General features: G+C 76.1%; 23 protein-coding genes. 6 read left to right on the top strand and 17 right to left on the bottom strand.

Annotated elements, in window-relative coordinates; genetic code table 11:
* Positions 1-17 precede the first annotated feature (17 nt).
* The gene (locus ABEB06_RS29610) at positions 18-1,223 is read left to right on the top strand and encodes an aminoglycoside phosphotransferase family protein (RefSeq protein ID WP_345699961.1); all 1,206 of its coding nucleotides are present in this window, start codon (positions 18-20) and stop codon (positions 1,221-1,223) included.
* 42 nt (positions 1,224-1,265) lie between these two features.
* Here the strand turns inward: ABEB06_RS29610 and ABEB06_RS29605 are convergent, their stop codons facing one another.
* Positions 1,266-1,901 (bottom strand): TetR/AcrR family transcriptional regulator, encoded by a 636-nt coding sequence (locus ABEB06_RS29605; RefSeq protein ID WP_345699960.1) that lies wholly within the window; start codon positions 1,899-1,901, stop codon positions 1,266-1,268.
* 136 nt (positions 1,902-2,037) lie between these two features.
* Between ABEB06_RS29605 and ABEB06_RS29600 the strand changes: the two genes are divergently transcribed.
* From ABEB06_RS29600 to fabG, 3 genes are read left to right on the top strand one after another with little or no spacing between them, the layout of a single operon-like run.
* On the top strand, positions 2,038-3,186 hold the full coding sequence (locus tag ABEB06_RS29600) for an acyl-CoA dehydrogenase family protein (RefSeq protein WP_345699959.1): 1,149 nt from the start codon (positions 2,038-2,040) through the stop codon (positions 3,184-3,186).
* 24 nt (positions 3,187-3,210) lie between these two features.
* Positions 3,211-4,398, top strand: coding sequence for a thiolase family protein (locus tag ABEB06_RS29595; protein WP_345699958.1), 1,188 nt, complete (start codon positions 3,211-3,213; stop codon positions 4,396-4,398).
* 38 nt (positions 4,399-4,436) lie between these two features.
* The gene (gene fabG, locus ABEB06_RS29590; RefSeq protein WP_345699957.1) at positions 4,437-5,195 is read left to right on the top strand and encodes a 3-oxoacyl-ACP reductase FabG; all 759 of its coding nucleotides are present in this window, start codon (positions 4,437-4,439) and stop codon (positions 5,193-5,195) included.
* 66 nt (positions 5,196-5,261) lie between these two features.
* On the opposite strand, the gene ABEB06_RS29585 is transcribed toward fabG, so the two are convergent.
* From ABEB06_RS29585 to ABEB06_RS29575, 3 genes are all read right to left on the bottom strand, one after another.
* Entirely contained in the window at positions 5,262-7,451 is a 2,190-nt protein-coding gene (locus ABEB06_RS29585) for a hypothetical protein (protein WP_345699956.1), read from the bottom strand.
* A 118-nt stretch (positions 7,452-7,569) separates the two neighbouring features.
* Complete coding sequence (locus ABEB06_RS29580) at positions 7,570-8,610, bottom strand: S66 family peptidase (RefSeq protein WP_345699955.1); 1,041 nt, start codon at positions 8,608-8,610, stop codon at positions 7,570-7,572.
* 39 nt (positions 8,611-8,649) lie between these two features.
* A complete protein-coding gene (locus ABEB06_RS29575) occupies positions 8,650-9,621 on the bottom strand; it encodes a zinc-binding dehydrogenase (protein WP_345699954.1) in 972 nt (323 codons plus the stop codon).
* Positions 9,622-9,742: 121 nt separating this feature from the next.
* Here ABEB06_RS29575 and ABEB06_RS29570 point away from each other — a divergent pair, with 121 nt between their 5' ends.
* Together ABEB06_RS29570 and ABEB06_RS29565 are read left to right on the top strand one after the other, a co-directional pair.
* Complete coding sequence (locus tag ABEB06_RS29570) at positions 9,743-10,306, top strand: DUF4328 domain-containing protein (RefSeq protein ID WP_345699953.1); 564 nt, start codon at positions 9,743-9,745, stop codon at positions 10,304-10,306.
* A 101-nt stretch (positions 10,307-10,407) separates the two neighbouring features.
* Positions 10,408-10,896, top strand: coding sequence for a VOC family protein (locus ABEB06_RS29565; RefSeq protein WP_345699952.1), 489 nt, complete (start codon positions 10,408-10,410; stop codon positions 10,894-10,896).
* A 23-nt stretch (positions 10,897-10,919) separates the two neighbouring features.
* Here ABEB06_RS29565 and ABEB06_RS29560 read toward each other — a convergent pair whose 3' ends face one another.
* The 13 genes from ABEB06_RS29560 to ABEB06_RS29500 form a co-directional block, all read right to left on the bottom strand.
* Positions 10,920-15,209, bottom strand: a complete 4,290-nt coding sequence (locus tag ABEB06_RS29560) for a BTAD domain-containing putative transcriptional regulator (RefSeq protein ID WP_345699951.1) — start codon at positions 15,207-15,209, stop codon at positions 10,920-10,922.
* A complete protein-coding gene (locus tag ABEB06_RS29555) occupies positions 15,209-15,673 on the bottom strand; it encodes a hypothetical protein (protein ID WP_345699950.1) in 465 nt (154 codons plus the stop codon). Before ABEB06_RS29555 ends, ABEB06_RS29560 begins: the two co-directional genes overlap by 1 nt.
* A 23-nt stretch (positions 15,674-15,696) precedes the next feature.
* Entirely contained in the window at positions 15,697-16,149 is a 453-nt protein-coding gene (locus tag ABEB06_RS29550; protein WP_345699949.1) for a TadE/TadG family type IV pilus assembly protein, read from the bottom strand.
* Positions 16,146-16,505 (bottom strand): TadE family protein, encoded by a 360-nt coding sequence (locus tag ABEB06_RS29545; RefSeq protein WP_345699948.1) that lies wholly within the window; start codon positions 16,503-16,505, stop codon positions 16,146-16,148. The genes ABEB06_RS29550 and ABEB06_RS29545 overlap by 4 nt, the downstream gene beginning before the upstream one ends.
* A 44-nt stretch (positions 16,506-16,549) precedes the next feature.
* Complete coding sequence (locus ABEB06_RS29540; protein WP_345699947.1) at positions 16,550-16,825, bottom strand: hypothetical protein; 276 nt, start codon at positions 16,823-16,825, stop codon at positions 16,550-16,552.
* A gap of 52 nt (positions 16,826-16,877) precedes the next feature.
* Positions 16,878-17,762, bottom strand: a complete 885-nt coding sequence (locus tag ABEB06_RS29535) for a type II secretion system F family protein (protein ID WP_345699946.1) — start codon at positions 17,760-17,762, stop codon at positions 16,878-16,880.
* Positions 17,759-18,721, bottom strand: a complete 963-nt coding sequence (locus tag ABEB06_RS29530) for a type II secretion system F family protein (RefSeq protein WP_345702034.1) — start codon at positions 18,719-18,721, stop codon at positions 17,759-17,761. The genes ABEB06_RS29535 and ABEB06_RS29530 overlap by 4 nt, the downstream gene beginning before the upstream one ends.
* Positions 18,721-20,364 carry a TadA family conjugal transfer-associated ATPase gene (locus tag ABEB06_RS29525; protein ID WP_345699945.1) on the bottom strand — a complete coding sequence of 548 codons (1,644 nt, stop codon included), beginning with the start codon at positions 20,362-20,364 and terminating at the stop codon, positions 18,721-18,723. The genes ABEB06_RS29530 and ABEB06_RS29525 overlap by 1 nt, the downstream gene beginning before the upstream one ends.
* Complete coding sequence (locus ABEB06_RS29520) at positions 20,354-21,859, bottom strand: hypothetical protein (RefSeq protein WP_345699944.1); 1,506 nt, start codon at positions 21,857-21,859, stop codon at positions 20,354-20,356. The genes ABEB06_RS29525 and ABEB06_RS29520 overlap by 11 nt, the downstream gene beginning before the upstream one ends.
* A complete protein-coding gene (locus tag ABEB06_RS29515; RefSeq protein WP_345699943.1) occupies positions 21,859-22,572 on the bottom strand; it encodes an SAF domain-containing protein in 714 nt (237 codons plus the stop codon). Before ABEB06_RS29515 ends, ABEB06_RS29520 begins: the two co-directional genes overlap by 1 nt.
* A 66-nt stretch (positions 22,573-22,638) precedes the next feature.
* Positions 22,639-23,589: a hypothetical protein gene (locus ABEB06_RS29510; protein WP_345699942.1), complete on the bottom strand. Its 951-nt coding sequence runs from the start codon at positions 23,587-23,589 to the stop codon at positions 22,639-22,641.
* Positions 23,583-23,897 carry a hypothetical protein gene (locus ABEB06_RS29505; RefSeq protein ID WP_345699941.1) on the bottom strand — a complete coding sequence of 105 codons (315 nt, stop codon included), beginning with the start codon at positions 23,895-23,897 and terminating at the stop codon, positions 23,583-23,585. The genes ABEB06_RS29510 and ABEB06_RS29505 overlap by 7 nt, the downstream gene beginning before the upstream one ends.
* Before the next feature lie 443 nt (positions 23,898-24,340).
* On the bottom strand, positions 24,341-25,186 hold the full coding sequence (locus ABEB06_RS29500; RefSeq protein WP_345699940.1) for a hypothetical protein: 846 nt from the start codon (positions 25,184-25,186) through the stop codon (positions 24,341-24,343).
* Positions 25,187-25,255: the final 69 nt, after the last annotated feature.

Here is a 25,255-nt window from a genome sequence, read left to right as displayed (position 1 = left end):
ACCCGGAGAATGCGCGGGTGCAGACGAATGAAGAACGGCGTGTCACCGCCGTGGTGACCTGGCAGGGCGAACTCCTGGGCGAGGTCGGCCCGTTCCCGGTGGACTCCCCGCACTGGGCCGAAGCGGCGTGCGTGGTGGACGGGTTGACGGACCGGATCGGCGTCCCGGCGGTGGTGCTGCGGCTGCTGTCGGTGGACGGCGGCGAGGGCGGCCGCGGCGGGCTGGTCCGCTACCACGTGGAGGCGCTGGAGCGTCCGGCCGCCGAGCTGGAGCCGGCCCCGGTGGACGGCGAGCTGGCGGACCACCCGCTGCGCCTGCCGTGGGCGACGGCGGACGGGCTGCGGGCCGCGCTCGACTGGGCCGGGGCCGAGCTGGCCGCCCTCGGCCGCCCGGCGCTCGGCCCGGCGGAGCAGGTGAAGACCTGGAACCTCTCCGGCCTGTTCCGGATCCCGACCGCCGACGGCCCGGTCTGGCTGAAGACCACGCCGCCGTTCGGCGTGGACGAGGCCCGTGCCATCGCGCTGTTCGCCACCGCCGACCCGGCGCTGGTCCCCGGTGTGCTGGCGGCGGACGACCACCGGGTGCTGCTGGAGCAGGTGCCGGGCGTGGACTGCTGGGGCGTGCCCGAGGACGCCATGCTCGACGCCGTGGAGAACCTCGCCCGCGCCCAGGCCGCGCTGGCCGGCCGTCGCGACCCGGCGCTGAGCGACCGGACGCCCGCCGCGCTGGCCGGCGCGTTCGGCGAGCTGCTGGCGAGCGGCAAGGTGACCGACCTGTCCGCCGAGGAGCTGGCGGCGGCGCACGCGCTCACCGGTCAACTGCCCGGCATCGCCGACGCGTTGGCGGCCTGCGGGCTGCCGGAGAGCCCGGTGCACGGCGACTACCACCCGGGCAACTGGCGCCACCGGGACGGCGTCACGGTGGCGATCGACTTCTCCGACGCGTTCTTCGGCCACCCGGCCTTCGACGGCCTGCGGGCGCGGCCGTTCCTGTCGCCGGAGCGCTGGGCCGAGGCCCGCGGGCGCTGGGTGGCGGCCTGGCGGGAGCTGGCGCCGGGCAGCGACCCGGAGCGGGCGCTGGAGCTGGCCGCGCCGCTGATGCACGTGTACTACGCGATCCGCTACCAGGAGTTCCTGGACGGCATCGAGCCGAGCGAGCGGATCTACCACGAGGGCGACCCGGCGGGCGAGATCCGCCGGGCGCTGGAGGCCGTCGCGGGCTGAGGCCCGCCGCGCGCCTCGGGCCGGGCGGGCCGCGCGCCGGGGTCAGCCCGCGTTCAGGCGGGCGTAGCGCAGTTCGAGACCGTCCAGGAGCGCCTCCAGGCCGGTCTCGAACGCGCCCTCGTCGATCGAGCGGCGGTGCTCGGCCAGCAGGTGCGCCTCGCCCAGGTGCGGGTAGTGCGCCGCGTACAGCTGGGCGTCCTCGGGGAAGCCGGCCGCGAAGGAGCCGAGCGCGGAGCCGGTGATGAAGTAGCGCATCAGCGCACCGACCCGGGTGGCCTGTCCGCGCGGCCACCCGGCGTCCACCAGGCAGCCGAAGACGGCGTCGGCGAGCCGGAGCGCGTTCGGCCGGCGGCCGGGTCCCTGGGCCAGCACCGGCACGATGTTGGGGTGGGCGGCCAGCGCCGCCCGGTACGAGCGGGCCCAGTCGCGCAGCGCCGTCCGCCAGGACCGCGGCGCGTCGAACATCGACAGGTCCACCTCGCCCATCACACTGTCGACCACGGCGTCGAGCAGCTCGTCCTTGGTGGCGAAGTGGTTGTAGAGCGAGGGCCCGCTGACCGAGAGCTCGGTGGCCAGGCGGCGGGTGGAGAGCCCGTCCAGGCCTTCGGCGTCGACCAGGGCGAGGGCGGTCGACACGATCCGCCCGCGGCTGAGCAGCGGGGTGCGCGGTCGGGCCACGGTCGCCTCCTCCGGTCCGTTCGGGTGACCGCCCATTGTTGCAGGCGCCGCGGTGCGGTCCCCCTTCCCAGGCCGCCGGGTGCGGGCTACAGTCACCATAAAACTTGCAGCGCTAGTTTATCGAGGTGCCCGCCGCATGAACCTGGAACTCACCGAGGAGCAGGCCGCCGTCCGCGAACTCGCGGCGGACTTCACCGACCGCGAGATCGTGCCGCACGCCGCCGAGTGGGACCGGGCCGAGCAGGTGGACCTGGGGATCGTGCGCAAACTCGGCAAGCTGGGCTTCCTCGGCCTCACCCTGCCCGAGGAGTACGGCGGCAGCGGCGGCGACCACCTCGCGTACTGCCTGGTCCTGGAGGAGCTCGGCCGCGGCGACTCCTCGGTGCGCGGCATCGTCTCGGTCTCGCTGGGCCTGGTCGGCAAGTCCGTCAACTCCTTCGGCACCGAGGAGCAGAAGCGGCACTGGCTGCCCCGGCTCACCTCCGGCGAGGCGCTGGCCTGCTTCGCGCTCACCGAGCCCGGCACCGGCTCGGACGCCGCCAACCTCACCACCCGCGCGGTGCGCGACGGCGACGACTGGCTGATCACCGGCTCGAAGACGTTCATCACCAACGGCACCTGGGCCGAGGTCGCCCTGGTCTTCGCCCGCACCGGCGGGCCGGGCCACCGGGGGGTGACGGCGTTCCTGGTGCCCACCGACTCCCCCGGCTTCGAGCGGCGGCTGATCCACGGCAAGCTCGGCCTGCGCGGCCAGGCCACCGCCGAGCTGACCTTCGACGGCGTCCGGGTGCCCGACAGCGCCCGGCTCGGCGCGGAGGGCAAGGGCTTCACCGTCGCCATGGCCGCCCTCGCCAAGGGCCGGATGTCGGTCGCCGCGGGCTGCGTCGGCATCGCCCGGGCCTGCCTGGAGGCCGCCGTGAGGTACGCCGGCGAGCGCGAGCAGTTCGGGAAGCCGATCGCCTCGCACCAGCTGGTGCAGGAACTGATCTCCGACATCGCCGTCGACGTGGACGCCGCCCGACTGCTCACCTGGCGGGTCGCCGACCACATCGAGCGCGGACTGCCGTTCGCCACCGAGTCCTCCGTCGCCAAGCTGTACGCCAGCGAGGCGGCGGTGCGGGCCGCCAACAACGCCCTCCAGGTCTTCGGCGGCTACGGCTTCATCGACGAGTACCCGGTCGGCAAGTACCTGCGCGACGCGCGGGTGATGACCCTGTACGAAGGCACCAGCCAGATCCACAAGCTGCTGATCGGGCGATCCCTGACCGGCATCAACGCGTTCTAGTATCGAGATTAGGAGCCCGACGAAGTGCGTCCTGTCTACTTCGCCGCCGCCCGCCGCACCCCGATCGGGAAGCTGCGCGGCGCGCTGTCCACCGTCCGGCCGGACGACCTGTCCGCCGCCGTGCTGCGCGGACTGCTCGACGGCGTCCCGCAGCTCGACCCCGCCCGGATCGACGACGTCTACTGGGGCGCCGCCAACCAGGCCGGCGAGGACAACCGCAACCTCGCCCGGATGGCCGTCCTGCTCGCCGGACTGCCCGACACCGTCCCCGGCGCCACCCTCAACCGGCTCTGCGCCTCCGGCCTGGAGGCCGTCACCACCGCCGCCCGGGCGATCGGCTCCGGCGACGCGGACGTGGTGGTCGCCGGCGGCTGCGAGTCGATGAGCCGCGCGCCGTTCGTGCTGCCCCGCCCCGACGAGGCGCTGCCGCACCGGATGGAGACCTTCGACACCCGGCTCGGCTGGCGGATCACCAACCCGCGGATGCACGAGCTGCACGGCGTGCTCTCGATGGGCGAGACCGCCGAGGAGGTCGCCCGGCGCCACGGCGTCAGCCGCGAGGAGCAGGACCGGTTCGCCCTGCGCAGCCACCGGCTGGCGGCCGCGGCCCGCAAGGACGGCCTCTTCGACGCCGAACTCCTCTCCGTGGTACGGCCGGACGGCGTCACCGTCACCGAGGACGAGTGCATCCGCGAGGACACCACCCTGGAGAAGCTCGGCCGCCTCAAGCCGGTCTTCCGGGCCGGCGGCAGCGTCACCGCGGGCAACGCCTCACCGATGAACGACGGCGCGGCCGCCCTGCTGCTGGTCAGCGAAGAGGTCCTGCGGGAGCTGGAGTTGGAGCCGCTCGGCCGGTACGTCGCGGGCGCCTCGGCCGGGGTCCACCCGGACGTGATGGGCATCGGCCCGGTGCCCGCCACCCGCAAGGTGCTGGCCCGCGCGGGCTGGAGCGTCACCGACATCGACGAGGCCGAGTTCAACGAGGCCTTCGCCGCCCAGGCGCTCGCCAGCGTACGGGAGTTGCGCTTCGACCCGGAGCTGGTCAACCCGACCGGCGGCGCCATCGCGCTCGGCCACCCGCTCGGCGGCTCCGGCGCCCGCATCCTCACCACCCTGCTGCACCGGATGCACCGCACCGGCGCCCGCCGCGGCCTCGCCACCATGTGCGTCGGCGTCGGGCAGGGCACCGCCGTCGTCGTCGAGAACGTCTGAGACCCACCGAACAGCGTTACGCAGAAATGGAGTTGGCAATGGATCGGTTCACCGGCAAGGTCGCCGTGGTGACCGGGGCGGCCCAGGGCATCGGCGCCGCCACCGCGATGCGGCTCGCGGAGGAGGGCGCCACGGTCGCCGTCGTCGACCTCACCGCCGAGCGCGCGGCGGACACCGTGGCCGCGATCACCGCGAAGGGCGGTACGGCCCGGGCGTACGGCTGCGACGTCGCCGACTACGACGCGGTGGAGGCCGTCTTCGCGGCCGTGGTCGAGGAGCTGGGCGCGATCCACATCCTGGTGAACAACGCCGGGATCACCCGCGACAACCTCTTCTTCAAGATGCCGAAGTCCGACTGGGACGCCGTGCTGACGGTCAACCTGACCAGCGCGTACAACTGCAGCCACGTCGTGCAGAAGTACATGGTCGCGCAGAAGTACGGCAAGATCGTCTCGCTCAGCTCGCGCTCCGCGCTCGGCAACCGCGGCCAGGCCAACTACGCCGCCGCCAAGGCCGGCATCCAGGGCCTCACCGCGACCCTGGCCATCGAGCTCGGCCCGTTCAACATCAACGTGAACGCCGTCGCCCCCGGCTACATCGCCACCTCGATGACCGCCGCCACCGCCGAACGCGTCGGCGCCACCGCCGAGGAGCACCAGGCGCTCGCCGCCGACCGCACCCCGCTGCGCCGCGTCGGGCAGCCCGAGGAGATCGCCGCCGTGGTCGCCTTCCTCGCCAGCGAGGACGCGTCGTACGTCAGCGGGCAGACGCTGTACGTCAACGGCGGCGCCCGCTAGCACGGCCGGAGGGCGCGGGCCCGGTGCTTCGGCGCCGTACGGGCCCGCGCCCTCGGGTCAGAACGGCTAGGCCCGCGCCTTGGCCTCGGCGAGCTGCATCAGGTGGCGCTCCGCCGCGCGGAGCTTGCGGCCGTCGGGGCCCGGCAGGTGGGCGCGCAGTTCGATGATGTCCGGGGCGATCCTGATCGCCTCGGCGGGCTCGGGGATCGCCCGCCAGCACGCCTCGGCGTTGGTCGCGGCCTGCTGGGTCTCCGGGTGCCCGGCGCCCTCGGTGCGCAGCAGGACCACCGCCACCTGGCGGTACAGCTCCGCGGCCAGGGCCGGGCTGCCCGCGAGCCGGGAGACGTGCGCGCGCACCTGGCGGGCCTGCAGCACCGCCGGCGCGTCGTCGCCGTGGGCGGCGACGGCCTCCTGCTCCAGCGTCAGCGCGAGCTCGGCGGCGGTCGTGTGGTCGCCCGCGTCGGCGCAGCGGACGATCCGGCCGATCGCCTCGCGGTAGTCGGTCGACGGCGCCGGAGGCGGCGCCTTGGCCAGGTCGACGGTGGCGGCGAGCGGGTCGGAGCCGGGCTTCGCCAGGTCCACGGTCGCCGCGAGCGGGCCGGAGGCGGGCCCCGAGGAGCCGGACGCCGCGGGGCCGGGCGCCGCGGGGCCGGGCGCCGCACCGGGCGGCGGGGCCTGGGTCGACGCCGCAGGGCCGTGGGCCGTGGCCGCGCCGGGCGCGATCGCCGGGCCCGGGCCCGGAGCTCCGCCCGGGGTGGGCAGCGGGTCGTGGGCCGGAGCCGGACCGCCGCGCACCGCGTCCGGGGTCGGTTCCGACCGGCCGGGGGCGAGGTCCAGGGTCGCGGCGAGCGGGTCGCTGTTCCGCGGCTCGGCCAGGTCGACGGTGGCGGCGAGCGGGTCCGTACCCGGCTTCGCCAGGTCCACGGTCGCCGCGAGCGGGCCGGAGGCGGGCCCCGAGGCGCCGGGAGCCCCGCCCGGGGCGGGCAGGCCGGCGGTCGCCGCCAGGGGCTCGGCAGCGGTGTCGCCGGCCTTGAGCAGGGAGACGGGCCGGGGCGGTCGCGGCGGCGTGGGCGGGACGCCCGGCTTGCGGAGGCTGACCATGCCGCGCGGCGTCCAGCCGGGGCTCACCCGGGTCCGTACCGTGCCGTCGGCCGTGCTCGCGGCGACGGACGGCGGGCCGGCCGGCGGCGCCGGGACCCGGGGTTCGGCGGCGGCGGGAGCGGGCGCGGGCTCGGTGCCGGCGCCGGCGCCGGCACCGATCTGCCGCGAGGTGTTGCGGAAGTACGGGCGCCCGGCCGGGTGGGCGACCACCACGATGTTGTCGGCGCGCAGCACGGAGTGGACCTGCGGCTGGAGCTGTTCGGGCGTCAACAGGGTGTCGGCGCCCGGCTGGCCCCGGTGCAGGGACTCGACCAGGGCGCGGGTGAAGGTGCCGATCTGGTCGGGGTCGGGGCTGATCGCGGCCCACATCGGCACGCCTTCGGCGAGGCCGTGGCCGAGGGCGAGGAGCTGCGGCCAGGTGGCGTGGTCGGCGCTGAGGTCGGCGATGACGAGGGTGTCGAGTTCGGCGGGCCGGTGGCGCAGCTCGGTGGCGAGCGCGGACCAGGGCAGGCTCTCGGACGGCTTGGCGTCACGGAGGGTCAGGTACAGCTGGCCGCCGCGCCGGTCGGTGATCAGGTGGCCGCCGAGGTGGATCAGGACCGGCCCGAGGTGGCGGGCGGCGGCCCGCAGGTGGGCCAGGACGGTCTGCGGTTCGGCGCCGCCGGGCAGGTGGACGGCGTCCACCGCGTCGGCGGAGAGCAGGATCTGCGGGGCCACGCCGGCGAGGACGGTGGAGAGCATCTCGGCGTGCGCGGATCCGCCGCGGCCCCAGGAGCGCCGGCCGCCGTAGCCGCCCTCGATGACCAGGATGCGGCCGCGCAGGCCGCCGCCGATGCCGTGCGCGGGGGCGTCCGGGCCCGCCGGTGCCGGCGCCTGGCCGGGCACGACGGCGGGCATCACGCCGGTCCACCCGGTCGCCGGGGCGGTGGGCGGCAGCGGCGGGACGGGCGGCAGCGCACCGGCGGCCGGCGGCGCGGCCACTGGCGCGGAGTCAGGTCGGGCGAAGGGGTCGGCGGCGGCGGTGCGCGGCAGCTCGAACGGGTCGGGGGGGGCCGGAGCGGCCGGTTCGCCGCCGGGGCCGGGCAGTTTGACGGTCTGCTCGGGATCCACCGGGGTCTGCGATCCGTCCGCGGATGCGGTCGTCAGGTCCGCCACTGCCCGTCATCCCCCCGCCCTGCCGCGGTCGCGGCACCGTGCCCGGTCAGCCACCTTACGGGGTCGCCGGGATCGGAGCCAGGCCCGGGTGCCGCAGCCGGGCGGAGCGGACGCCTGCTCAGTAGTGCACGGTGATCCGCCGCGCGGGCCCGTCCACCCGGACCCGGCCGCCGTACGGGACGACCTGCTGCGGCTCGGTGTGCCCGAGGTCGACGTCGAAGACGGCGAGCGTGTCGGGGGCGTACGCGGCCAGCGCCCGCAGCACCGCCGCGCGCTGCTCGGCGCGGTACGTCTCGCGGGCGGCCCGGTCGTTGCGCTTCTCGAAGTTCCACGCCATGGCGCGGCCCATCAGCAGCGCGGGGAACTGCCGGAGCAGCCCGCGCTCGCCCATCGCGCGCAGGGTCCGCCAGACCGTGTCCGCACTCGGCAGCTCCTCGGAGGTCTCCAGGAGGAGCACGTGGCCCGCGTACGCCTCGGGCTCCTTGATCCGGTCGGCCATCAGCATGCCGGCGAGGACCTCCAGGCAGCCGCCCCAGGTCGGGCCCTCGACCACCCGGTCGGCGTGGTGCCAGGTCCACCCCGGGACGGGCTCGGTGGCGGGCTCCTGCTCGAAGGTGGCGGGGTCGGCCCAGTCGCGGATCTCCTCGGTGATCCGGCCGGGCTCGGCGAGCTCGTACGGGCCGGTGGTGAACAGGGCGGCACGCGCGGAGGCGGCGGTCATCGGGTGCATCGCGCCGGGCCGGCCGAACTGGGTCATCACCGAGGCGCCGTGGTAGCCGACGATGCCGAGGCCCCAGAGGAAGTCCAGCAGGTTGGTGTTGTCGCTGAAGCCGAAGAACGGCTTGGGGTTGGCCCGGATCAGCTCGGCGTCCAGGTGCGGGACCACCGTGATCTGGTCGTCGCCGCCGATCGAGGCGATCACCGCCTTGATCTCCGGGTCCGCGAAGGCGGCGTGCAGGTCGGCGGCGCGCGCCTGCGGGCTCGCGCCCATGGTCCGGGTGGTCGGGTACTCGACCGGCTTGAGGTCGAACTCCTCGACCAGCCGGCGCAGCCCGAGCTCGTACGGCAGGGGGAGGACTCCGGGCAGGCCGGCGGCCGGCGAGACGACCGCGACGCGGTCGCCGGGGCGGGGCTTGGGAGGGATGATCGGCGCGTCCATGACGAGATCGTAGGCGGCGGGCCGTCCGGCGACGACGGGTTATCGGACGCGTCCGTCCGGCCCGGGCTGCGCCACGTCGAGCAGGGTCTTGCCGAGCGTCGCCCGGGACTCGATGGCACGGTGCGCGTCGGCGGCCCGCTCCAGCGGGAAGCGCCGGCCGATCACCGGCCGCAGCCGCCCCGCCGCCGCCTCCGCGAGGACGTGCTCGGTGGCCGCGCGGACCCGGTCCGGCGTCGGACGCAGCCCGAGCAGGGTCACGTCGCGCGCCCCCGCCTCCTCCGCGTCGATGCCGGCCCAACTGCCGCTGGCCAGACCGAAAGAGACCATCCGTCCACCGGCCCCGAGTCTGCCGAACGCCGCCCGGCCGATCTCCCCGCCGACACCGTCGAAGACCACGTCCAGCTGACCGACCCGCTCCGCCCAGCCCGGCTCGGTGTAGTCGACCGTGGCGTGCGCGCCGAGCTCGCGGGCCAGCGCCAGCTTGGTCGCGCCGCCCGCCGCCCCCGTCACCTCGGCCCCGGCCGCGCCGGCGAGCTGGACCAACAGACTGCCGACCCCGCCGCCCGCCGCCTCCACCAGCACCCGGTCGCCCGGCCGGACGCCGGCCGTCTCCACCAGCATCGCGGCGGTCCGGCCGTCGGCCAGCAGCGCCAGCGCCGCCTCCGGCGCGAGGCCGTCCGGGATGCCGTACAGGCCGTCGGCCGGGGCGAGCGCCAGCTCGGCGTACCCGCCCGAACCGCCGGTCGCCGTCACCACCGAACGTCCCAGCACCGCCCGGTCCACGCCCTCGCCGACCCCCACGACCGTCCCCGCCACGCCGTTGCCCGGCACGAACGGCGGCTCGACGGCGAACGGCCCCCGCCCCGACGCCCGGAACTGGGTCTCCACGAAGGTGATGTTCGCGTGCGACACCCGCACCACCACCTGCCCCGCCCCCGGCACCGGCTCCGGCGCCCACCCCGGCACCAGCACCTCGGGACCGCCGAACTCCCGCACCCACACCGCGCGCATGCCGCCCTCACTCCACTCGACCACCGACCTGTCGGAGCCATCCTGAAACTTCAAGCGAACTTGAAGTCAAGCCCGCTCTGCTACCTTCTCGCTACTCGATCACCGCACGGAGGAGCCGCCCGTGATACCGCCTCAGCCACGCGACCCCCGGGAGTCGGCACTGGGACTCCAGGTCTCCGCCGCGCTGAACGTGGTGTGCCAGATCGCCGCGGTCGTCCTTCTCCTCGCGGGCCTGCCGGACCGGGCGGTCCTGCCCGGCGTACTGGCGCAGGTGTTCCTGGTGATCGGCTACATCGTCGGCGCGGTCTGGTTCCGGCGCTGCTGGGCCAACGCCGCACTGCTCGCCGACGATCCGCTGCCGTTCGGCCCCGGACGGGCGCTGGCCGGCTGGTTGGTCCCGGTGCTGAGCGTGTGGATGCGTTGGCGCCTCCTGCTCGCGCTGCGACGCGCCGGCGAGGCCCCGGTCTCGGCCACGACGGTGCACCTGTGGTGGGGACTGCACCTGGCCGCCGGTGCCGTGGCAGTCGCCGGCATGCTCGGGATCCGGACCGTGGGCACACTGCTCGGCTCCACCGTGCTCTCGGCCGCGAGCGCCGTCGTCTTCGTGCTGATCGCCCGCCGGATCACCGCGCGACAGGTGGAACTGCTGCCGCCCGCGCCCGCCGCCGAGCCGGTCGCGGTCTGACCCGGGCGCTGCTCCGACCGGGGTCACCCGTGCGGTCGGTCCGCCGCCGGGCGGCCGGGACGGCCTAGCGTCGTGCGGGACCGACCGCATGAGGAGGCGTCATGGCGCAGCAGAAGATCACCCCGTTCCTCTGGTTCGACGACCGGGCGGAGGAGGCGGCCGAGTTCTACACCTCGCTCTTCCCGGATTCCCGCATCCTCGAGATCCAGCGCTACGGCGAGGCCGGTCCGGGCGTGGCCGGGACGGTGATGACGGTGTCGTTCGAACTGGCCGGGCAGCGGTACGTCGCGCTGAACGGCGGGCCGCTGTTCAGCTTCACCGAGGCGGTCTCGTTCGAGGTGGACTGCGTAGACCAGGCCGAGGTGGACGAGCTGTGGGCCCGGCTGACCGACGGCGGCGAGGAGAGCGCCTGCGGCTGGCTCAAGGACCGCTTCGGCCTGTCCTGGCAGATCGTGCCGCGCCGGCTCACCGAACTGCTCGCCGACCCGGACCCGGTGAAGGCGGCCCGGGTGATGAAGTCGATGCTCACCATGCGCAAGATCGACGTCCAGGCCCTGGAGGACGCCTACGCGGCCGGCGGCACCGCGTAGGCCCTCCGTCGGAACCCCTGCCGTCACGCTCCGGTGAGGAGGTCGCGCAGCAGCGCCACGGTGTCCGGGTCGAGATCGCGTCCGGTGCGGCGGGAGAGCGCGTCCAGCCGGTTGACCGCCCGGACCAGCTGGTCGCGGGCACCGGCCGAGGCGTACGCGTAGAACAGGTCGCGGTGCAGCAGCTCGACGTCCGGGGCGACCGCCAGCGCGCGGAAGATCGCCGCCTCGGCGGTGCGGTGGTCGCCGTACTGGAGGCGCCGCGCGGCGAGTTCGTGCGCGGTGTCGACGATCGCGGCGAGCATGTCCTGCCGCTCCGACTCGGCCCAGCCGTACGCCCCGGCCGGGGCCTCCGCGAACGGCGCCCCGCGGACCAGCGCCAGCGCGTGCGCCAGCGCGGCGTCGGCGGTCGCCGAGGTCGACCGCATGCCCCGGCGGTAGAGGCTGCGGAACTCGTCCCAGTCGCAGCTGACCGTCGGCACGAGCGCGTACGCGGCCACCGGGTCCGGCCGGCCGGCCGGGGCAGCGTGGTCGATCGGCAGGAACGGACGTCCGTCGGCCGCCGTGCCCAGCCAGCGCGAGAGCGCGGCGAGCTTGGCGGGCAGCGGGTCGGCCAGACGCTCCGCGGTCGCCCGCGGGTCGAGGTGCGCGGCGCCCGGGTGCAGGTCGTGGTCCAGGGCGACGTGCTCGGTGCCGGGCCGCAGCGCCAGGTACGCGGCCAGCTCGGTCAGCCGGACGGCCGCGGCCGGCTCGACCTGACCGGCGGCGCTCAGCACGTCGACCGGGCCGAGGACGCGGATCCTGGGCGCGGTCCGGGCGGCGTGCGCCTCCGAGGAGCGCAGGATCGCCAGCAGGTCGTCGCTGTCGGTACGGGCCGGCCCGGTGTCCGGCCGCGGCGCGGGGCGGGTGGGTGCGGCGGCCGGGCCGTGCGCGTCGGGCGCGGGCACCTGGTCGTGCGTCGGCGCCGGCTCGCCGTCGGCGACCGGGGGCACCTCGGTCTCGCCGGGCACCACCCGGGCCGGGGGCGCGGCCGGCGACAGCGACGCCTCCGCCCCGCCGGCGGCCGGCCCCGCGAACGGGGCGGTGGGCTGCGCGGCCTCCGGCGCGGGGAACGCCGGCGACTGCTGGGCTGCGGCCGCGTGGGGGGCCGCCTGCGGCAGCGGCACGGCGGCCGGCTGGTCCGCGGCATCCGGAGTGGTGTACGGGGCCCGGGACGCGACCGGCAGCTCGGCCGCGGCCGCGTAGGGGGCCTGCGGCAGGGGCGCGGTGGACGACGGCTCCGCCTCCGCGGCGATCGATGGCCCGAACGCACCCGGCTGCGCCACCGGCGACCCCGGCAGCGACGGCTCTGGCCCCGCGGCCCCCTGGCCCGGCGCGGCCTCCGGCCCCCAGGACACCGACGCACCCGGCTGCGCCACCGGCGACCCGGGCAGCGACGGCTCTGGCCCCGCGGCCCCCGGCTCCACCGGTGCGAACGGACCGGCCGTGGCCGCCGCGGGCGGGAGCCGGTCCGGCCCGGCGAGGTCCGCCGCCCGCCCGGCGGCGGCGGCGTCCTCCGGTCGGCGGCCGGTCGCGGCGGGCTGGGCCGGAGCGGCGGGCGCCGTACCGGACGGCAGGGCGGCCGGGCCCCGGCCGTAGGGGTTGGTGGCCGGCGGGTGGACGGGGCTGACGGCGTGCAGCCCGAGGCCGTTGATGCTGTGGCGCGGCGCGGTGGTCGCCGCCGGGGCGTCCGGGGACGGGGTCACGGTCGGCGCGGTGCCCGCGAACGGGCTGGCGCCGGTGGCGATGACCCGCGCGAGCAGGCGCGTCGCGGCCTCGTCGCCGCCCGCCCCACCGGCCGGGCCCGATGCCGCGACGGCGGCCAGTACCGGCACGGGAAGCGGGAGTTCCGTCGGCACGAGGTCGTCGTCCTCGTCCGCGCCGGGGCCGTCGAGGGTCCACTCGGGTGCCGGGTGCTGGGTGAAGTCCCCGGAGCTGCGCACGAGTTCGCCGAGGTGGTCGTACTGTTCCCGGTCCAGGCGCTGGAGTTCGACGGTCAGGTGGAGGCCGGGCAGCTGGGCGGGGCCGGTCGCGGGGAGGGTCCAGCGGGCGACCGGGCCGGAGCCGCGTTCGGGGGCGCGGGTGACGACGGCGAGGCAGGTGCGCGGGCGGCCGTCGAGCAGCCGGCCGAGCTCGGCGGGCACGGTGCCGGACGGCGGCTGGGCGCAGAGCACGATCTCGGGGATCCACGACTCGTCGGCGTGGCCGCGGCTGCGGGCGTCGCGCGGGCTGGTGGCGTCGGCGCCGATCAGGGTGGCGCGGGCCTTGGCGGTGCGCGGGCCGAGGGCGGCGAGCGCGGACTCGATGGTGGGGTGGTGGTGGACCCGGTCGGCGGCGGGCCCGGAGCCGGGCAGGTCGGCGGCGACGCCGACCAGGTGGAGGTGGAGCCGGTCGGCGAGCGGGCTGTGGGCGAGTTCGACGGCGAGGGTGCGCAGCACGTCCTCGGCGTCGTCGGGGTGACCGGAGAGGTGGACGAGCCGGACGGTCTCCAGGTCGGCGAGGACGACCGAGCCGTCCGGCGAGCAGCCGAGGGTGACGAGCGCCGGGTAGGGGGCGGGGTACTTGGCGGCCTGACCCGCGGAGAGCAGGTCGGAGGCGTCGTCGGGGCACCACCACACGTTCGCCGCGTGGGCGGCGCGGAACGGGGCGATCGGGACGGCGGGGGCGGCGAGGTGGAGTTCGACGGTCCGGCCGGTGGTGATCCGGGCGGCGACCAGGGCGGGGAGCTTCTTGCCGCCGCGCACGGTGTTGCGGGAGAGGGTGCGCAGGGCGCGGTTGAGCAGCTCCAGGCCGTCGATGTCCTGGCGTGCCTTCAGTTCCGCCTCGAAGCGGGCGGCGGCCGGGGCGGGCATGGTGATCCGGTGCCGGGGGCGGCGGGCGCGCAGCTGGTCGGTGCGGCGGCGGGCGACGGAGCCGATCAGCACGGCGGCGAGCAGGACGCCGACGGTGGAGGCGGCGAAGGCGACCGTGTAGTCGTCGCTCGGCGCCTCGGCGTGCTGGTCGGCGGCGGGTGCGGTGTGCTCGACGGGCGCCACCGGCCCGGCCGAGGCGGGTGCCGAGGCGGGGGCGGATGCCGCAGGTGCCGGGGCCGTCCCCGCCGGTGCGGGGCCCGGCGGCGGGGTCGGCTGCTGCTCCGCACCGGGCGGCGGGGTGGGCGCCGGCTCGGTCGCGGGGGCCGGGTCCGTGGTCGGCGCGGGGGCCTGGGCGGGGGCTCCGGGCAGGCTGAGCACCATGCCCGGCACCACCACGTCCGGGTCGGTGAGCCGCTCGCCGTCGGGGGCCCGGACGCCCTTGTTGGCGTCGAAGATCTGCGGCCACCGCTCGGCGTCGCCCAGCTCGCGCTGGGCGATGGCGGAGAGCGTGTCGCCCTGGTGCACGGTGACGGTGGCGTGCGCGGGCGCGGACCCGGCGGACGCCCCGCCCGTCGTGGATTCGGCCGGCGCGGCGCCGCCCCCCGGTCCGCCGCCCGCGCCGGTGTCCGGCTTGGCGTCGGCGGGCATCAGCAGCCGCCACCCGGGCTGGATCGGCCGGTCCGCGTCGAAGCGGGTGCCGGAACCGTCCATCGCCCGACCGTCGTTGAGCTTGGCGATCTCCACCCAGCGCTCGCCGGAGCCGAGTTGGCGCTCGGCGATCGACCAGAGGCTGTCGGCGGGCCGGGTGTCGCGGACGGTGTAGCCGGGCTGCTGCTCGGCGGTCGGAGCGGTGGCGGGCGCGGCGGCGGGCAGCGCGGCGTACGCGGTGGTGCCGGCCGGCAGCGCGGGGGCGGTGGCGGGCGCGATCTGCACGCGTTCGGTGGCGGCGAAGGCCGATCCGGCGACCGGGACCAGGGCGAGGACGGATCCGACCAGGCCGGCGGCGATCCGCTGGCTCCAGCCGAAGGCGGGCAGCCGGCGGGCGACCCGGCCGCGCAGCTGGGCGGGGATCTCGACGAGCACGGAGAACGCGAAGCACAGCCAGGCCAGCCAGCCGACCGCGACCAGCGCCCACAGGAAGAGCCGGCCGTCGTCGGGGCTGGTCAGCGCGGCGATCACGCCGCCCTCCACCGGGCCGCCCATGTCGGCGACCGCGAGGGTGCCGTAGAGCAGCAGGGCGGGCACGCCGACCAGCAGGACGAGCAGGGCGACGAGCGCGCCGAGCGCGGTGACCACCGCGCCGCCGGTGCGCCGTCGCCGGGCGGGCCGCGCCGGCACCGCCCGGTGGCCGCGGCCACCGGACCGGCCGGTCGCGTCGGTGGAACGTCCGCCGGTGGTACGGTCCTTGGCTCCTCGCGCGGCCATCAGCCGTTCTCCGCTTCCGTGACGCCGTGCAGCAGGGTGGCCTTTCCGTGCCCGTGCACGGAAAGGGTGGTGATGCGGACGGCGCCGAGCAGCGCGGTCCGGTACTCGGTGTCGACCGTGACCGTGACGGTCTGCGGGTCGGGGAAGTTCACGCTGCCGTGCAGACCGAGGCGCTGGAGGTAGCTGAGCGCGGCGTCCCGCGCGGTGGCCTGCACCAGCCGGTAGCCGAGGCCGTCGCGCAGGGCCTTCTCGTCGAGTTGCTGACCGGCGAACCGGGCGGCCTCCTGCGCCCGCGCGTCGGCGTTCTCGATGGCGCGCAGCCGGCCGCCGAAGTCGAGCACCACCCCGACCAGGACGACCAGGCTGGCCGCGCTGATCGCGACCAGGACCGAGATCGCCCCCTTGTCGCGTGCCTCCGGCGACCGTCGCCGGGGCCACCGCGCGCGCTGCCGCAGCCGCTTCATCCGCCCCTCCCCCACCACGTCCGTCACTGCCCCCGGTAGCGGTCGATCACCGAGGTGAACTCCCCCGTCACTGTCTTCTCCCCCGGCACGCCGTCGAACCGCAGCAGATCCCGCAGCGCGACCCGGCAGCTGACCCGGACGGTCACCGTCCGCAGGTTCCCGCCGGCGAACGGCTGGTCTCGGAAGACCGGTTGGCCGACCGGGTCCTGGCCGCACCGCAGCCGGCGGTCGCCCAGCACCTGGGCGGCGGCCTCGGCCGCCGCCGACCGGGCGCCGTCCTCGCTGCGGGCCAGCGAGGCGGCCCGGGCGGCCGCGCGGGCCGCGGCGTCGACCACCGACCCGGTGGTCTGCAGCCGTCCGGCGGCGGCGGCCATCAGCGCGAAGGAGAGCACCACCGGGAGCAGCATCGCCGCTTCGAGCGCCAGGCTCCCCCGGTCGGATGCCCGACGCCCGCGGATCGACGGACGCGTTCTCACGGTGCCCCCTGCTGAGTGAAGCGCTCGCGCGGAGCGCTGACCGTCTGGGTCACGGACAGCCGGTCGAATCCGGGCAGGACCGCCAGCGGTTGGACGCTGACGGTGAGTTGGTAGGTGTCGGGTCCGCCGCTCGCCACCACCGACCGCTCCTTCGCCAGCTCCCCGACCCGGTCCAGGAAGTCCCTGGCCCGGTTGGGGCCGTCGTCCGCGTGCGCGTCCCGCAGCCGGCCCGCCTCCACGCCCTCACGCGCCGCGGTGATCGCGGCCTGGTTGGCGTACCACCAGAGCGCGGCCTGCACCACGAGCATGACGACGGTGAGGACGATGGGCAGCACGATGGCCAGGCTGAGGGTCATCACCCCGGCGTCCCGGACCGCGAGACGCGCGCGCAGACGTCGGATCACTGTCCGCCAGCCGGCGCGTCCTTGGGGATCCGGTTCTCCACGTTGGTGGCCAGGGTCTTCACCAGGGCCAGCACCGCGCCCGCGATCGCCACCACCACGATGACGGCGAGGGCGAGTTCGATGGAGATGGCGCCGCGGTCACCGGCCAGCCGGGCGGCCCTGAGCCGGCCGAACCGGTAGCGCAGGGCTGGCACGCCGAGCCGGACGGGTTCGAGGACGGTGGCGAGCAGTGGCAGCAGCAGTGCCGCCAGCAGCAGTCTGAATCGGGTCATGGTGTGGCCTCCAGGACGTCGACGGGGCGGGTGATTCCGACATGGGTGCGTTTCATGCGACTTGCATCATCTGGTACAGCGCGGGGAAGACGATGAGGACCGTCATGAGCAGGGTCAGCGCCGAGCCGGGCGCGACCATCCGCTCGCTGTCGGTGTTGGCCTTGGCCAGCTCCTCGGCGAGGAGTTCGCTGCGCAGGCTCTTGGCCCGGGCCCGCAGCGTGTCGTACACGGCGGCGCCGTCGGTGCCGGAGATCCGCATGATGTCCGCCACGTCCTGGAGCGGGGTGAGCCCCAGCTCCTCGGAGAGCGCGTCCAGTCCGTCCCACGGCGGGAGGCGGTCGGTGGCGGCCCGGTCCAGCGCGTCGCGGAGCCGGCGGAAGACGGTGCCGCGGCCGACCGCGGCGGCCCGGCGCAGCGCCTCGGCGGGGCCGCAGTCGGCGGCCCGCTCCAGCGCGACCAGTTCGAGGAAGGCGGCGATGCCGTGCAGGTACTCGGTGCGGGCCTCCCTGGCCTCACCGGTGACGATGCCGTCGGGGACGAACCAGAGCAGCGCGCCGAGCAGCGGCCCGACCAGCAGGGGCACGGCCACCGGCAGGGTGATGTCGGCGAGTGCCGCCATCGCCGCCAGGTAGCCGGGCAGGACCAGGCCGAGCAGCGCGAACAGCAGCTTCTGCGCCATGAACCTGGCCGGGGTGCGGCCGATCAACGACAGCTGCTGGTACGGGATCCGCACGCCGGGCAGGCGCAGTGCGCCGACGCCGGCCCGGTCGTACCAGGACAGCCTCTCGGGCCTGGCGGCGGAGGAGTGCTCGGGGGCCCGGTGCAACCGGTCCAGCGCTCGGCCCAGGTCGGGCGGGGCGGGCCGCAGCTCGGCGACGAGCAGCGCGAGGCCGCCGGCGGCGACGCCGCCGGCCAGCACGGCCCAGGGCGAGATCACAGCGCCTCCTTCACCAGCGGCTCGTTCTCTTCCGTTTCGCCGGACGGGGGTTCCGCGCCGAGCCGGCCCGCCTTGGAGCGGCGGTCCTGTTCCAGGATCCGGGGCAGCGGGGCGTGCGCGGCGAGCGAGCGCATCCAGGCGATCACCAGCACGAACGCCACCGCCACGACGCCGAGCACCAGTTGGCCCACCACCGAGGTGTAGGGCTCGGTGTAGCGGGAGTTGAGGGCGCCCATCAGCAGGACGAACATGATGATGCCGACCAGCCAGCGGATGGTGGCCCGGTGCTTGGCCCGGTCGGCCTCGATCGCCCGGCGCTGGCGCACCTCCTCGCGGACCGAGTCGGCCATGTCGGCGAGCGCCCGGGCCAGGCCCGGGCCGCTGTCGCCGGCCCGCAGCAGCAGCGCGGCGAGCACCTTGTCGCCGGTGGCGTCGGCGAGCTGGTCGCCGAAGGCGCGCAGCGCGTCCTCCGGCCGCCAGCGGGACTGCAGCCGGGCGGCGAGGTCGGCGATCTCGCCCTCCAGGGCGGCGGGCGCGGTCCGGCGGCTGGTCAGGATGGCCTGGTTGAGGCCGACGCCGAGCAGCAGCACGTCGGCGAGCCGCTGGGTCCACTCGGCGAGCGCCTCCAGCCGTTCGATCCGCCGGGTGTCGGAGCGGGTCGCGTCGAACAGCCAGGGCAGGCCGAAGACCGCCAGCGGCACCAGGACGGCGGCCAGCGGGATGCCGGTGACCAGCCAGCCGACCGGTGCGCCGATCAGCGCCACCGCGGTCTGGATCCGCCGGAGCTGGACGATCCGCGGGCTGGCGGTACCGGGCGCGCCGTACCAGAACAGGTGGGCGCGGCCCTCCAGCGGGTTGCGCTCGCGCTCCTCCTCGCTCTCGCGCCGGCCGACCAGTCCGGCGACCAGCGCGACCAGGCCGCCGGCCAGCGCCAGGCCGCACAGCACGAACAGCAGCATCACCGGAGGCCTCCGATCCGCAGCGCCAGCGGCGCGGTCCACGCGCCGTACGGGGACTGGAGCAGCCCCGCGTCGAAGCCGGTCCGGCGCAGGTCGTCCAGGCAGGCCGGCGGGGTGTGCGGGACGGCCCGGGGCTCGCCCAGGTCGGCGCGCGGACCGAAGACGGTGTTCATCGCCGGCCGGCCGGACTCGCCGAGGCCGGTGACCTCCAGGACGTGCGAGACGAAGCGGTGCCGGCGGCCGCCGACCGCCGTCTCGTCGACCATGCTGACGTGCACGATGAAGTCGACGGCGTTGGCGGTCAGCCGGTACGCCAGCGAGTCGGTCATGTGCGCGCCGTACTCCAGGCAGAGCTCGGCGATGCGGTCGACCACCATGTGCGGGCCGCGCGCGTGCAGGGTGCACATCGAGCCGCCCTCGCCGTTGGTCATCACCCGCAGCATCGGCACCACCTCGGCGGAGCGGACCTCGCCGACGATGATCCGGGACAGCGTCATCCGCAGCGCGGCCGGGATCAGCTCACCGATCGTCAACTCGCCGGCGGCCCGGCCGTCGACCCGCTCGCCGTTGCCCTCGCGGGCCTCCATCGGGACGACCTGCCGCAGGTGGCCGAGCGTGTGCAGCCACAGCTCGAACTCCGACTCCAGGGTGCCGACCCGCTCGTCCGGCGGGATCTCGGCGGCCATCGCGCGCAGCAGGCTGGTCTTGCCGACGCCCTGGGTGCCGGTGATCATCACGTTCTTCCGGGCCCGGATCGCCGCCGCCAGGAAGGCCGCCAGGGTGGAGTCCACGGTGCCCAGCTTCACCATCTCCGGCAGCGTCGCGCTGGCCACCCGGTGGCGGCGGATCGCCACGTACGGACGGGGCGTCACCTCGGTCATCGCCTGCAGGCGCATCCCGCCCTCCAGGCGCAGCGCCAGCATCGGGCTGGCGGTGGACAGGCTGCGCTCGCCGCCGCCGTGCTGCCGGGCCAGGTCCTGCAGCAGCTCGACCAGCTCCGCGTCGCTGTCCGCCACCGGCGGCACCTGCCGCAGCGGCTGGTGCGCGCGGGAGATCCAGACGTCGTCGCAGCCGTTGATCAGGATGTTCTCGATCTCCGGGTCGTCCAGGTACGGCTGCAGCCGCCCGGCCCGGAACAGCAGGTCGTAGACGGCCTCGGAGAGGGCGCGGTCCTGCTCGCGGGTGGGCGGGATGCCGTGGGTCTGCGCGTACGCGTCGGACCAGCGGGCCACCGCCTCCTCGATCAGGGCACGGCCGCGCTGGCGGCGGGTGGCGCGGTCGACCTCGCCGGTCGGGCCCTCGGCGAGCCGGGACAGCTGCTGGTGCAGCTCGGCGGCCACCTGGCGCTTCAGCTCGCGGGCCACCTGCGGGTCCACGGACGGCCGGACCGCGGCCGGCTGCAGCTCCGCCACCGCGTGCACCGGCCCCGGCTGGACGGCGGCGACCGGCGGGACGGGGCCGGGCGGGACGGCGGCGGGCGCCACCGGTCCGGGCGCCACCGGGCGGCCCGGCTGCGGCGGCTTGCCCCACGGCAGGCCGGCCGCGTCGCCGGCCGCGTGGCCGCCGGGCACCCCGGTGACGGTGAAACCGGTCGGCGCGGCCGCACCGTTGACCGGAGCACCGTTGAACGGACTAGCGCGCACGGAGCACCTCCCCCCAGCCGTCCTGCGGCTCCTGCGACTCCTGCGACGACGGCACCAGTGCCTGCGAGGGCCGGTCGGCCTGCGGCACCGGGAACGGCGCGGGCGCCGGCGGCTGCGGCACGGCCGGCGGCGCTATGTGCGGCGCGTACGACAGCGGCTGTCCGTCACCCCCCGGCGGCTGCGGCAGCACCGCCTGCGGCGCCGGCCCGTACCCGGCCTGGACGTACCCGCCACCCGAGTACCCGCCCTGGACGGCTCCCCCGCCCACCGGCTGCTCGTACCCGCTGCCGGCCACCGGCCCGAGCCCACCGACCGGCGTACCCGCACCCGTCGGCCCGGAGGCGACCGGACGCTCGTACCCGCCCGCGGACGCCGCGGCACCGGTCCAGCCGGCCACCGGCCCGAGCCCGCCGACCGGTCCGCCCGCCGGGGCGGCGTCGTACGGCGGCGGCGCGACCTGCGTGACCTGGGCGGCCTGCGTGGCGTAGCCGCCCTGCGGCACTCCCCCGCCCGCCGGGCGCTCGTACCCGCTGCCGGGCACCGGCCCGCGGCCGCCGACCGGCCCGGGGGCGGGACGCTCGTACCCGCTGCCGGGCGCCGCGACGACCGGCCCCGTGGCACCGGCCCAGCCGGCCACCGGCCCGCCGGCCGGCCCGCCCGCCGGGGCGGCGTCGTACTGCGGCGGCGCGGCCTGCGTGACCTGCGCGGGGGCGAGCCGGCGGCGGCGGATCGCGACCAGTTCCTGCATCCGGTCCGCCGCCGTGCGCGCGGTGCGCATCAGCTCGGAGCGGATGAACCGCCGGTCGCCGGTGTCCCCTCCGTCGGAGAGCAGCCGGGCGGTGCGCGGCGCGTGCGGCAGCACCCCGAGCGCCGGGACCGCGAACTCGCGGGCGACGTCGCCGACGGGGTACGGGCCTTCGCCGATCACCAGCAGCCCGAGCGCGTCGGCGCCCGTCCCGTTGGTCTCCAGGTCGTCCCGCAGCGCGGCGATCCGCGGACGCGCGGAGCTGAGCCCGCGCAGCGTGGAGCGGACCACCACCGCGACCGCGTCGGCCCGCCGGGCGAGGACCGCGCCCGGCCCGGCGGCGCCGTTCCGGCCGAGGTCGAGGATCACGTCGTAGCCGAGCGGTTCGAGCGCGTGCAGCGCCTCGACCAGGGGTTCCCAGGTGTAGGCGAGGCCGGGTGCCTGGGCCGGGTCGGTGAGGCCGGGCAGCAGCAGGCGTTCGCCATTGCCCTGCGGGGAGATGTCGAGGAGCTGTTCCCAGATGGTCTGGGAGAGCAGTCCGCGGCGGTCGGCGACGGCGAGGTTGCGCAGGCCGTAGACGGCCTCGACGCGGCCTTCGAGCGCGCCGGCCAGCACCGCTCCGCCGTCGGGGTCGCACTCGACCAGCAGGATCCGCCGGCCGGCCTGGAGCGGCCAGGCGAGCAGCAGGGCGAGCGCGGTGGTGGTGGCGCCGGGGGCGCCGGGTCCGCCGGCGACGGCGAGGACGGCCATCAGGACCCCCCGCCGGCGCCGCCGCGCGGTGCGAGCACCACCTGGAACCGGCCGCTGGCCACCCAGACGGCGAGCCGGGCGGCGTCGGCCTGGCCGACGGCGACGTCGATCACCTGGACGCCGTCGGTATCGGCCTTGCCGACCGCGGAGACGGTGCCGGTCATGGTCTCGGGGGTGCGCGGCAGGGTGGCCTGGTCGGTGCGGTTCTCGGGGGTGTAGACGATCTGGACCCGCAGTCCGGGCTGCAGTCGGGTAGCGGGCAGTTGGGAGCGCTTGGCGGCGACGCCGGCCACCTGCAGGCCGGGCTGCATGATCGGGTCGGCGCTGACGTCGGCGCGGGTGAGCATGGCGCCGTGCCACAGGTCGGTGGTGGCGCGCAGTCCGACGGTGCGGGAGAGGTCGCGGGCGTCGAGCGGGCGCAGCGCGGGGTCACCGGCGATCCGGGCGACCACCAGGTCGTCGGCGGTGATCACCTGGCCCATCGGGACGTCCCGGGCGAGGGCGAGGACGGCGATCCGCTGGCCGCTGCTGTTGTAGAGGACGGCGCCGCCGAGCCCGCCGGCGGCGATCAGGGCGACCGCCATGGCCAGCACCGCCGGCCGGCGCCGCCGGGCGCCGAGCTTGCGCGAGGGCGTGTGCGGCGCGGGCCGGCCGGGCTCGGGCTGGTAGGCCGCGCTGCCGGGGCTCGGCGTCGGAATGCTACGGGTTTCCACCGGGCTTCGGCCTCTCGTGCGGTGCGGGCGGTTCGGGGGCTTGGGGGAACGGGTTCCGGGCGGCGGTCAGTTGAGCACCTGGACCTCGGCGACCCGCAGGGTCACGATCTGGGCGCCCTCCATCCGGATGAGGAAGTCGGCGAACTTCGCGCCGGTGTCGGACCTGGTCGCCTCGATGTGCCAGTCGTAGCGCGCGGTCAGGTTGAACTTCTGGTCCCTGGCCCGTGCGGAGCTGACCTTGAAGGTGTGCGAGCAGGGCGCCGTCGCGCTCGCGGGCAGGTCCTTGCTGTAGGGGGTGGTCGCGTCCGTGCAGGTGAAGCTTCCGGATCCGTCGTCGACGGTCCAGGTCACCGGGGTGCGGGTGGCCTTGACGGTGACGGTCAGCCCGCCCCCGGACAGCGAGTTGGTGCGGTCCCCGTACGTCCGGTCGGTCCTGTCGTACCAGAGCCACACCGGGGAGCCGACCACGGCGGTGTCGCCCGGGGCGGCGTGCAGGGCCGGCGGGAGGAAGCCCCACTGGTCGATGACCTGGTTCATCAGGTCGCGCGGCCGCACCAGGGGACGGGGGGCGACCGGCGGGTCGGCGAAGAACTGGACCGGCTTGGGGGTCAGCTGTCCGCCGGTGCCGCGGCAGTTGACCTCGTACACGGCGCCGTCGGAGGGCTGGTGGCCCGCCCAGGCGGGGTCGCCGGCCGGGGGCTGCGGGGCGGAGGCGATGTAGTAGCACCCGTCGTCGGTGGAGAACCAGCCGAGGTCGTCGTCCCAGCACGGCCACTGCTGGCCGTTCCAGCTGCACATCGGCACCACGCCGTCCCCACCGCCGCCACCGCCGCCGGGGACGGTGTGGCCGGGCGCGGGCGTGCCGGGCCCCGGGCTGATGCCCACGCAGACGTCGTGCTGCGCGCACGGGCGGACGGTCGGCTGCGGCCCCTCGGCGAAGGCCGTCGCGGATGGAGCGGCCAGCGCGCAGAGCGCGAGCAGCAGACAGATCACCGTTCTGCGGGCGGAGTTCAGCATGTGCGGCTCACCTCGCGTTGGTATTCGACGACCAGCCAGTGGGTGGCGGTCCGGCGCAGCTTGCTCGTCACCACGTACCGGGACAGCCGCTGCGGGGGATCGCTGACGGTCCTGCTCGCGGCGTCGGCCTGGTGCCAGTCGGTGACGTCCAGGCAGTCCTCGACCACCGCGGTGTTGGGATCGGACTTCAGGTCGAGGGTGCGCACCACCGCGGAGCTGCGCGGGGCGCCGATCATCACCAGTTTCGCGTCCTGGAGTTCTTTCATACTGGCCAGGGCCTCGCTGAGGGCCTGGCCGGAAGAGAGCACCCGGAGTTGGGACGCGTCCGAATCCGATCGGGCATACGCCTGGATCCGCGCGTCCCACCAGCCCTGATAGGCGTTCAGAACGATTCGCCCGACGGCCCCTTCGACGCCGTCGGTCGGGGCCAGAACGGTCGGACCCGAACCACTCGAAGGAGTGCCTGCCGTCGCACTGGGAACACGCGCCCCGGGGGTACCCAGACGGTCCGCGGAACCTGTGCCCCCGCTGCTCCCGCATGCCGCGAGCAGCAACGACAGCGTCACCCCACCGACCCCAACCGCCCCAGTGCGCAACACAATTCCGCGCTGCCGCATAGCCCCACCTCGCCGCGACCGGCTCTTCGGAAGCCATGGTCGCAGAACTCGTCCGCCATCCCGTCGGGTTGCTTCCGGGGCGTCGATTCTTCGCCACCCCGTACCGTCACGGCAACACTCCGGGCCCCCTGACCTTACGCGGAAGGCGGATCCGTTGGGGCACTTTCTCGCCACAGAACTGCCAACAGTTCATCGGAAAGCGACAATCCGGCCAACGCACCTCTCACAGCCGCTCTATTGCGCATCAGAAGTCGTCCCCCGTCACGCGGAACGGGCAGCAGGGCGTCCGCCGCGCCGGCCGCGTGCTCGCCCCACGCGAGCTGTCCGGCGACCGCCGCCTGGAGCTCCAGCGGGCCGACCGCGGCCGGGGCGCCGGGCACCCCGTGCTCCAGCACCCGGCCCAGCGCCCAGCTGAACGAACCCTCCCCGCCGGGCAGGACGGCGTCCCGGCCGCGCCGCCCGCCGGACCAGCGGCCCACCCGCCCCCACAGCGGCACCCGGGAGTGCGCGATCGACTCGCCCGCGCCGTCCTCCCGCTGGAGCGCGGCCCAGGTGTCCTTGTCGGCGACCGCGTCCACCACCAGCAGGGTCTCCTCCTGGTCGCCGTGGACCATCGCGCTGATCACCCAGTCCCAGGCCAGGCCGCGCCGGTAGCCGTTGTCCGGCGTCGAACCGGCCGTCACCAGGGCGAGCCGCCGCCCGCGCGGGTCGGCGACCAGCTGCCCGACCAGGCAGACCACCAGCCAGCGGGCCGGCCGCTGCCCGGCCTGGCGCAGCGCGGTGAGCATGGTGTTGGCGTCCGCGTCCGGCGGCAGGTGGCTGACCCGGCAGCCGTGGGCGCCGGCGTCGAAGGTCCGCCCGGGCAGCGCGGCGGCCAGCGTCCGGGCCCCGTCCCCGGCCCGGGCCGAGCCCGCGAACCCCCGCTCGGGCCCGCCGTCCGCCCCGATCACCACCAGTTCGATGCCGCCGACCACGACCACCGCCCCCTCCCCTGCGTCGCCCGGACCGCGCCGGGGCCGCCGGCGCGCCTGGCGACAAACTATCGCCGC

It is taken from the genome of Kitasatospora terrestris, assembly GCF_039542905.1.
GTDB classification, from domain to species: Bacteria; Actinomycetota; Actinomycetes; order Streptomycetales; family Streptomycetaceae; genus Kitasatospora; species Kitasatospora terrestris.
Note: the sequence above shows the minus strand (reverse complement) of the source record. Positions and strands in the feature narration are given on the sequence as shown.

Excerpts from the sequence above, each read along its gene's own strand:
- ABEB06_RS29600 (WP_345699959.1), top strand. The coding sequence starts at position 2,038 with ATGAACCTGGAACTCACCGAGGAGCAGGCCGCCGTCCGCGAACTCGCG.
- fabG (WP_345699957.1), top strand. The coding sequence starts at position 4,437 with ATGGATCGGTTCACCGGCAAGGTCGCCGTGGTGACCGGGGCGGCCCAG.
- ABEB06_RS29580 (WP_345699955.1), bottom strand. The coding sequence starts at position 8,610 with ATGGACGCGCCGATCATCCCTCCCAAGCCCCGCCCCGGCGACCGCGTC.
- ABEB06_RS29575 (WP_345699954.1), bottom strand. The coding sequence starts at position 9,621 with ATGCGCGCGGTGTGGGTGCGGGAGTTCGGCGGTCCCGAGGTGCTGGTG.
- ABEB06_RS29565 (WP_345699952.1), top strand. The coding sequence starts at position 10,408 with ATGGCGCAGCAGAAGATCACCCCGTTCCTCTGGTTCGACGACCGGGCG.
- ABEB06_RS29560 (WP_345699951.1), bottom strand. The coding sequence starts at position 15,209 with ATGGCCGCGCGAGGAGCCAAGGACCGTACCACCGGCGGACGTTCCACC.
- ABEB06_RS29555 (WP_345699950.1), bottom strand. The coding sequence starts at position 15,673 with ATGAAGCGGCTGCGGCAGCGCGCGCGGTGGCCCCGGCGACGGTCGCCG.
- ABEB06_RS29545 (WP_345699948.1), bottom strand. The coding sequence starts at position 16,505 with ATGACCCTCAGCCTGGCCATCGTGCTGCCCATCGTCCTCACCGTCGTC.
- ABEB06_RS29540 (WP_345699947.1), bottom strand. The coding sequence starts at position 16,825 with ATGACCCGATTCAGACTGCTGCTGGCGGCACTGCTGCTGCCACTGCTC.
- ABEB06_RS29530 (WP_345702034.1), bottom strand. The coding sequence starts at position 18,721 with ATGCTGCTGTTCGTGCTGTGCGGCCTGGCGCTGGCCGGCGGCCTGGTC.
- ABEB06_RS29520 (WP_345699944.1), bottom strand. The coding sequence starts at position 21,859 with ATGGCCGTCCTCGCCGTCGCCGGCGGACCCGGCGCCCCCGGCGCCACC.
- ABEB06_RS29510 (WP_345699942.1), bottom strand. The coding sequence starts at position 23,589 with ATGCTGAACTCCGCCCGCAGAACGGTGATCTGTCTGCTGCTCGCGCTC.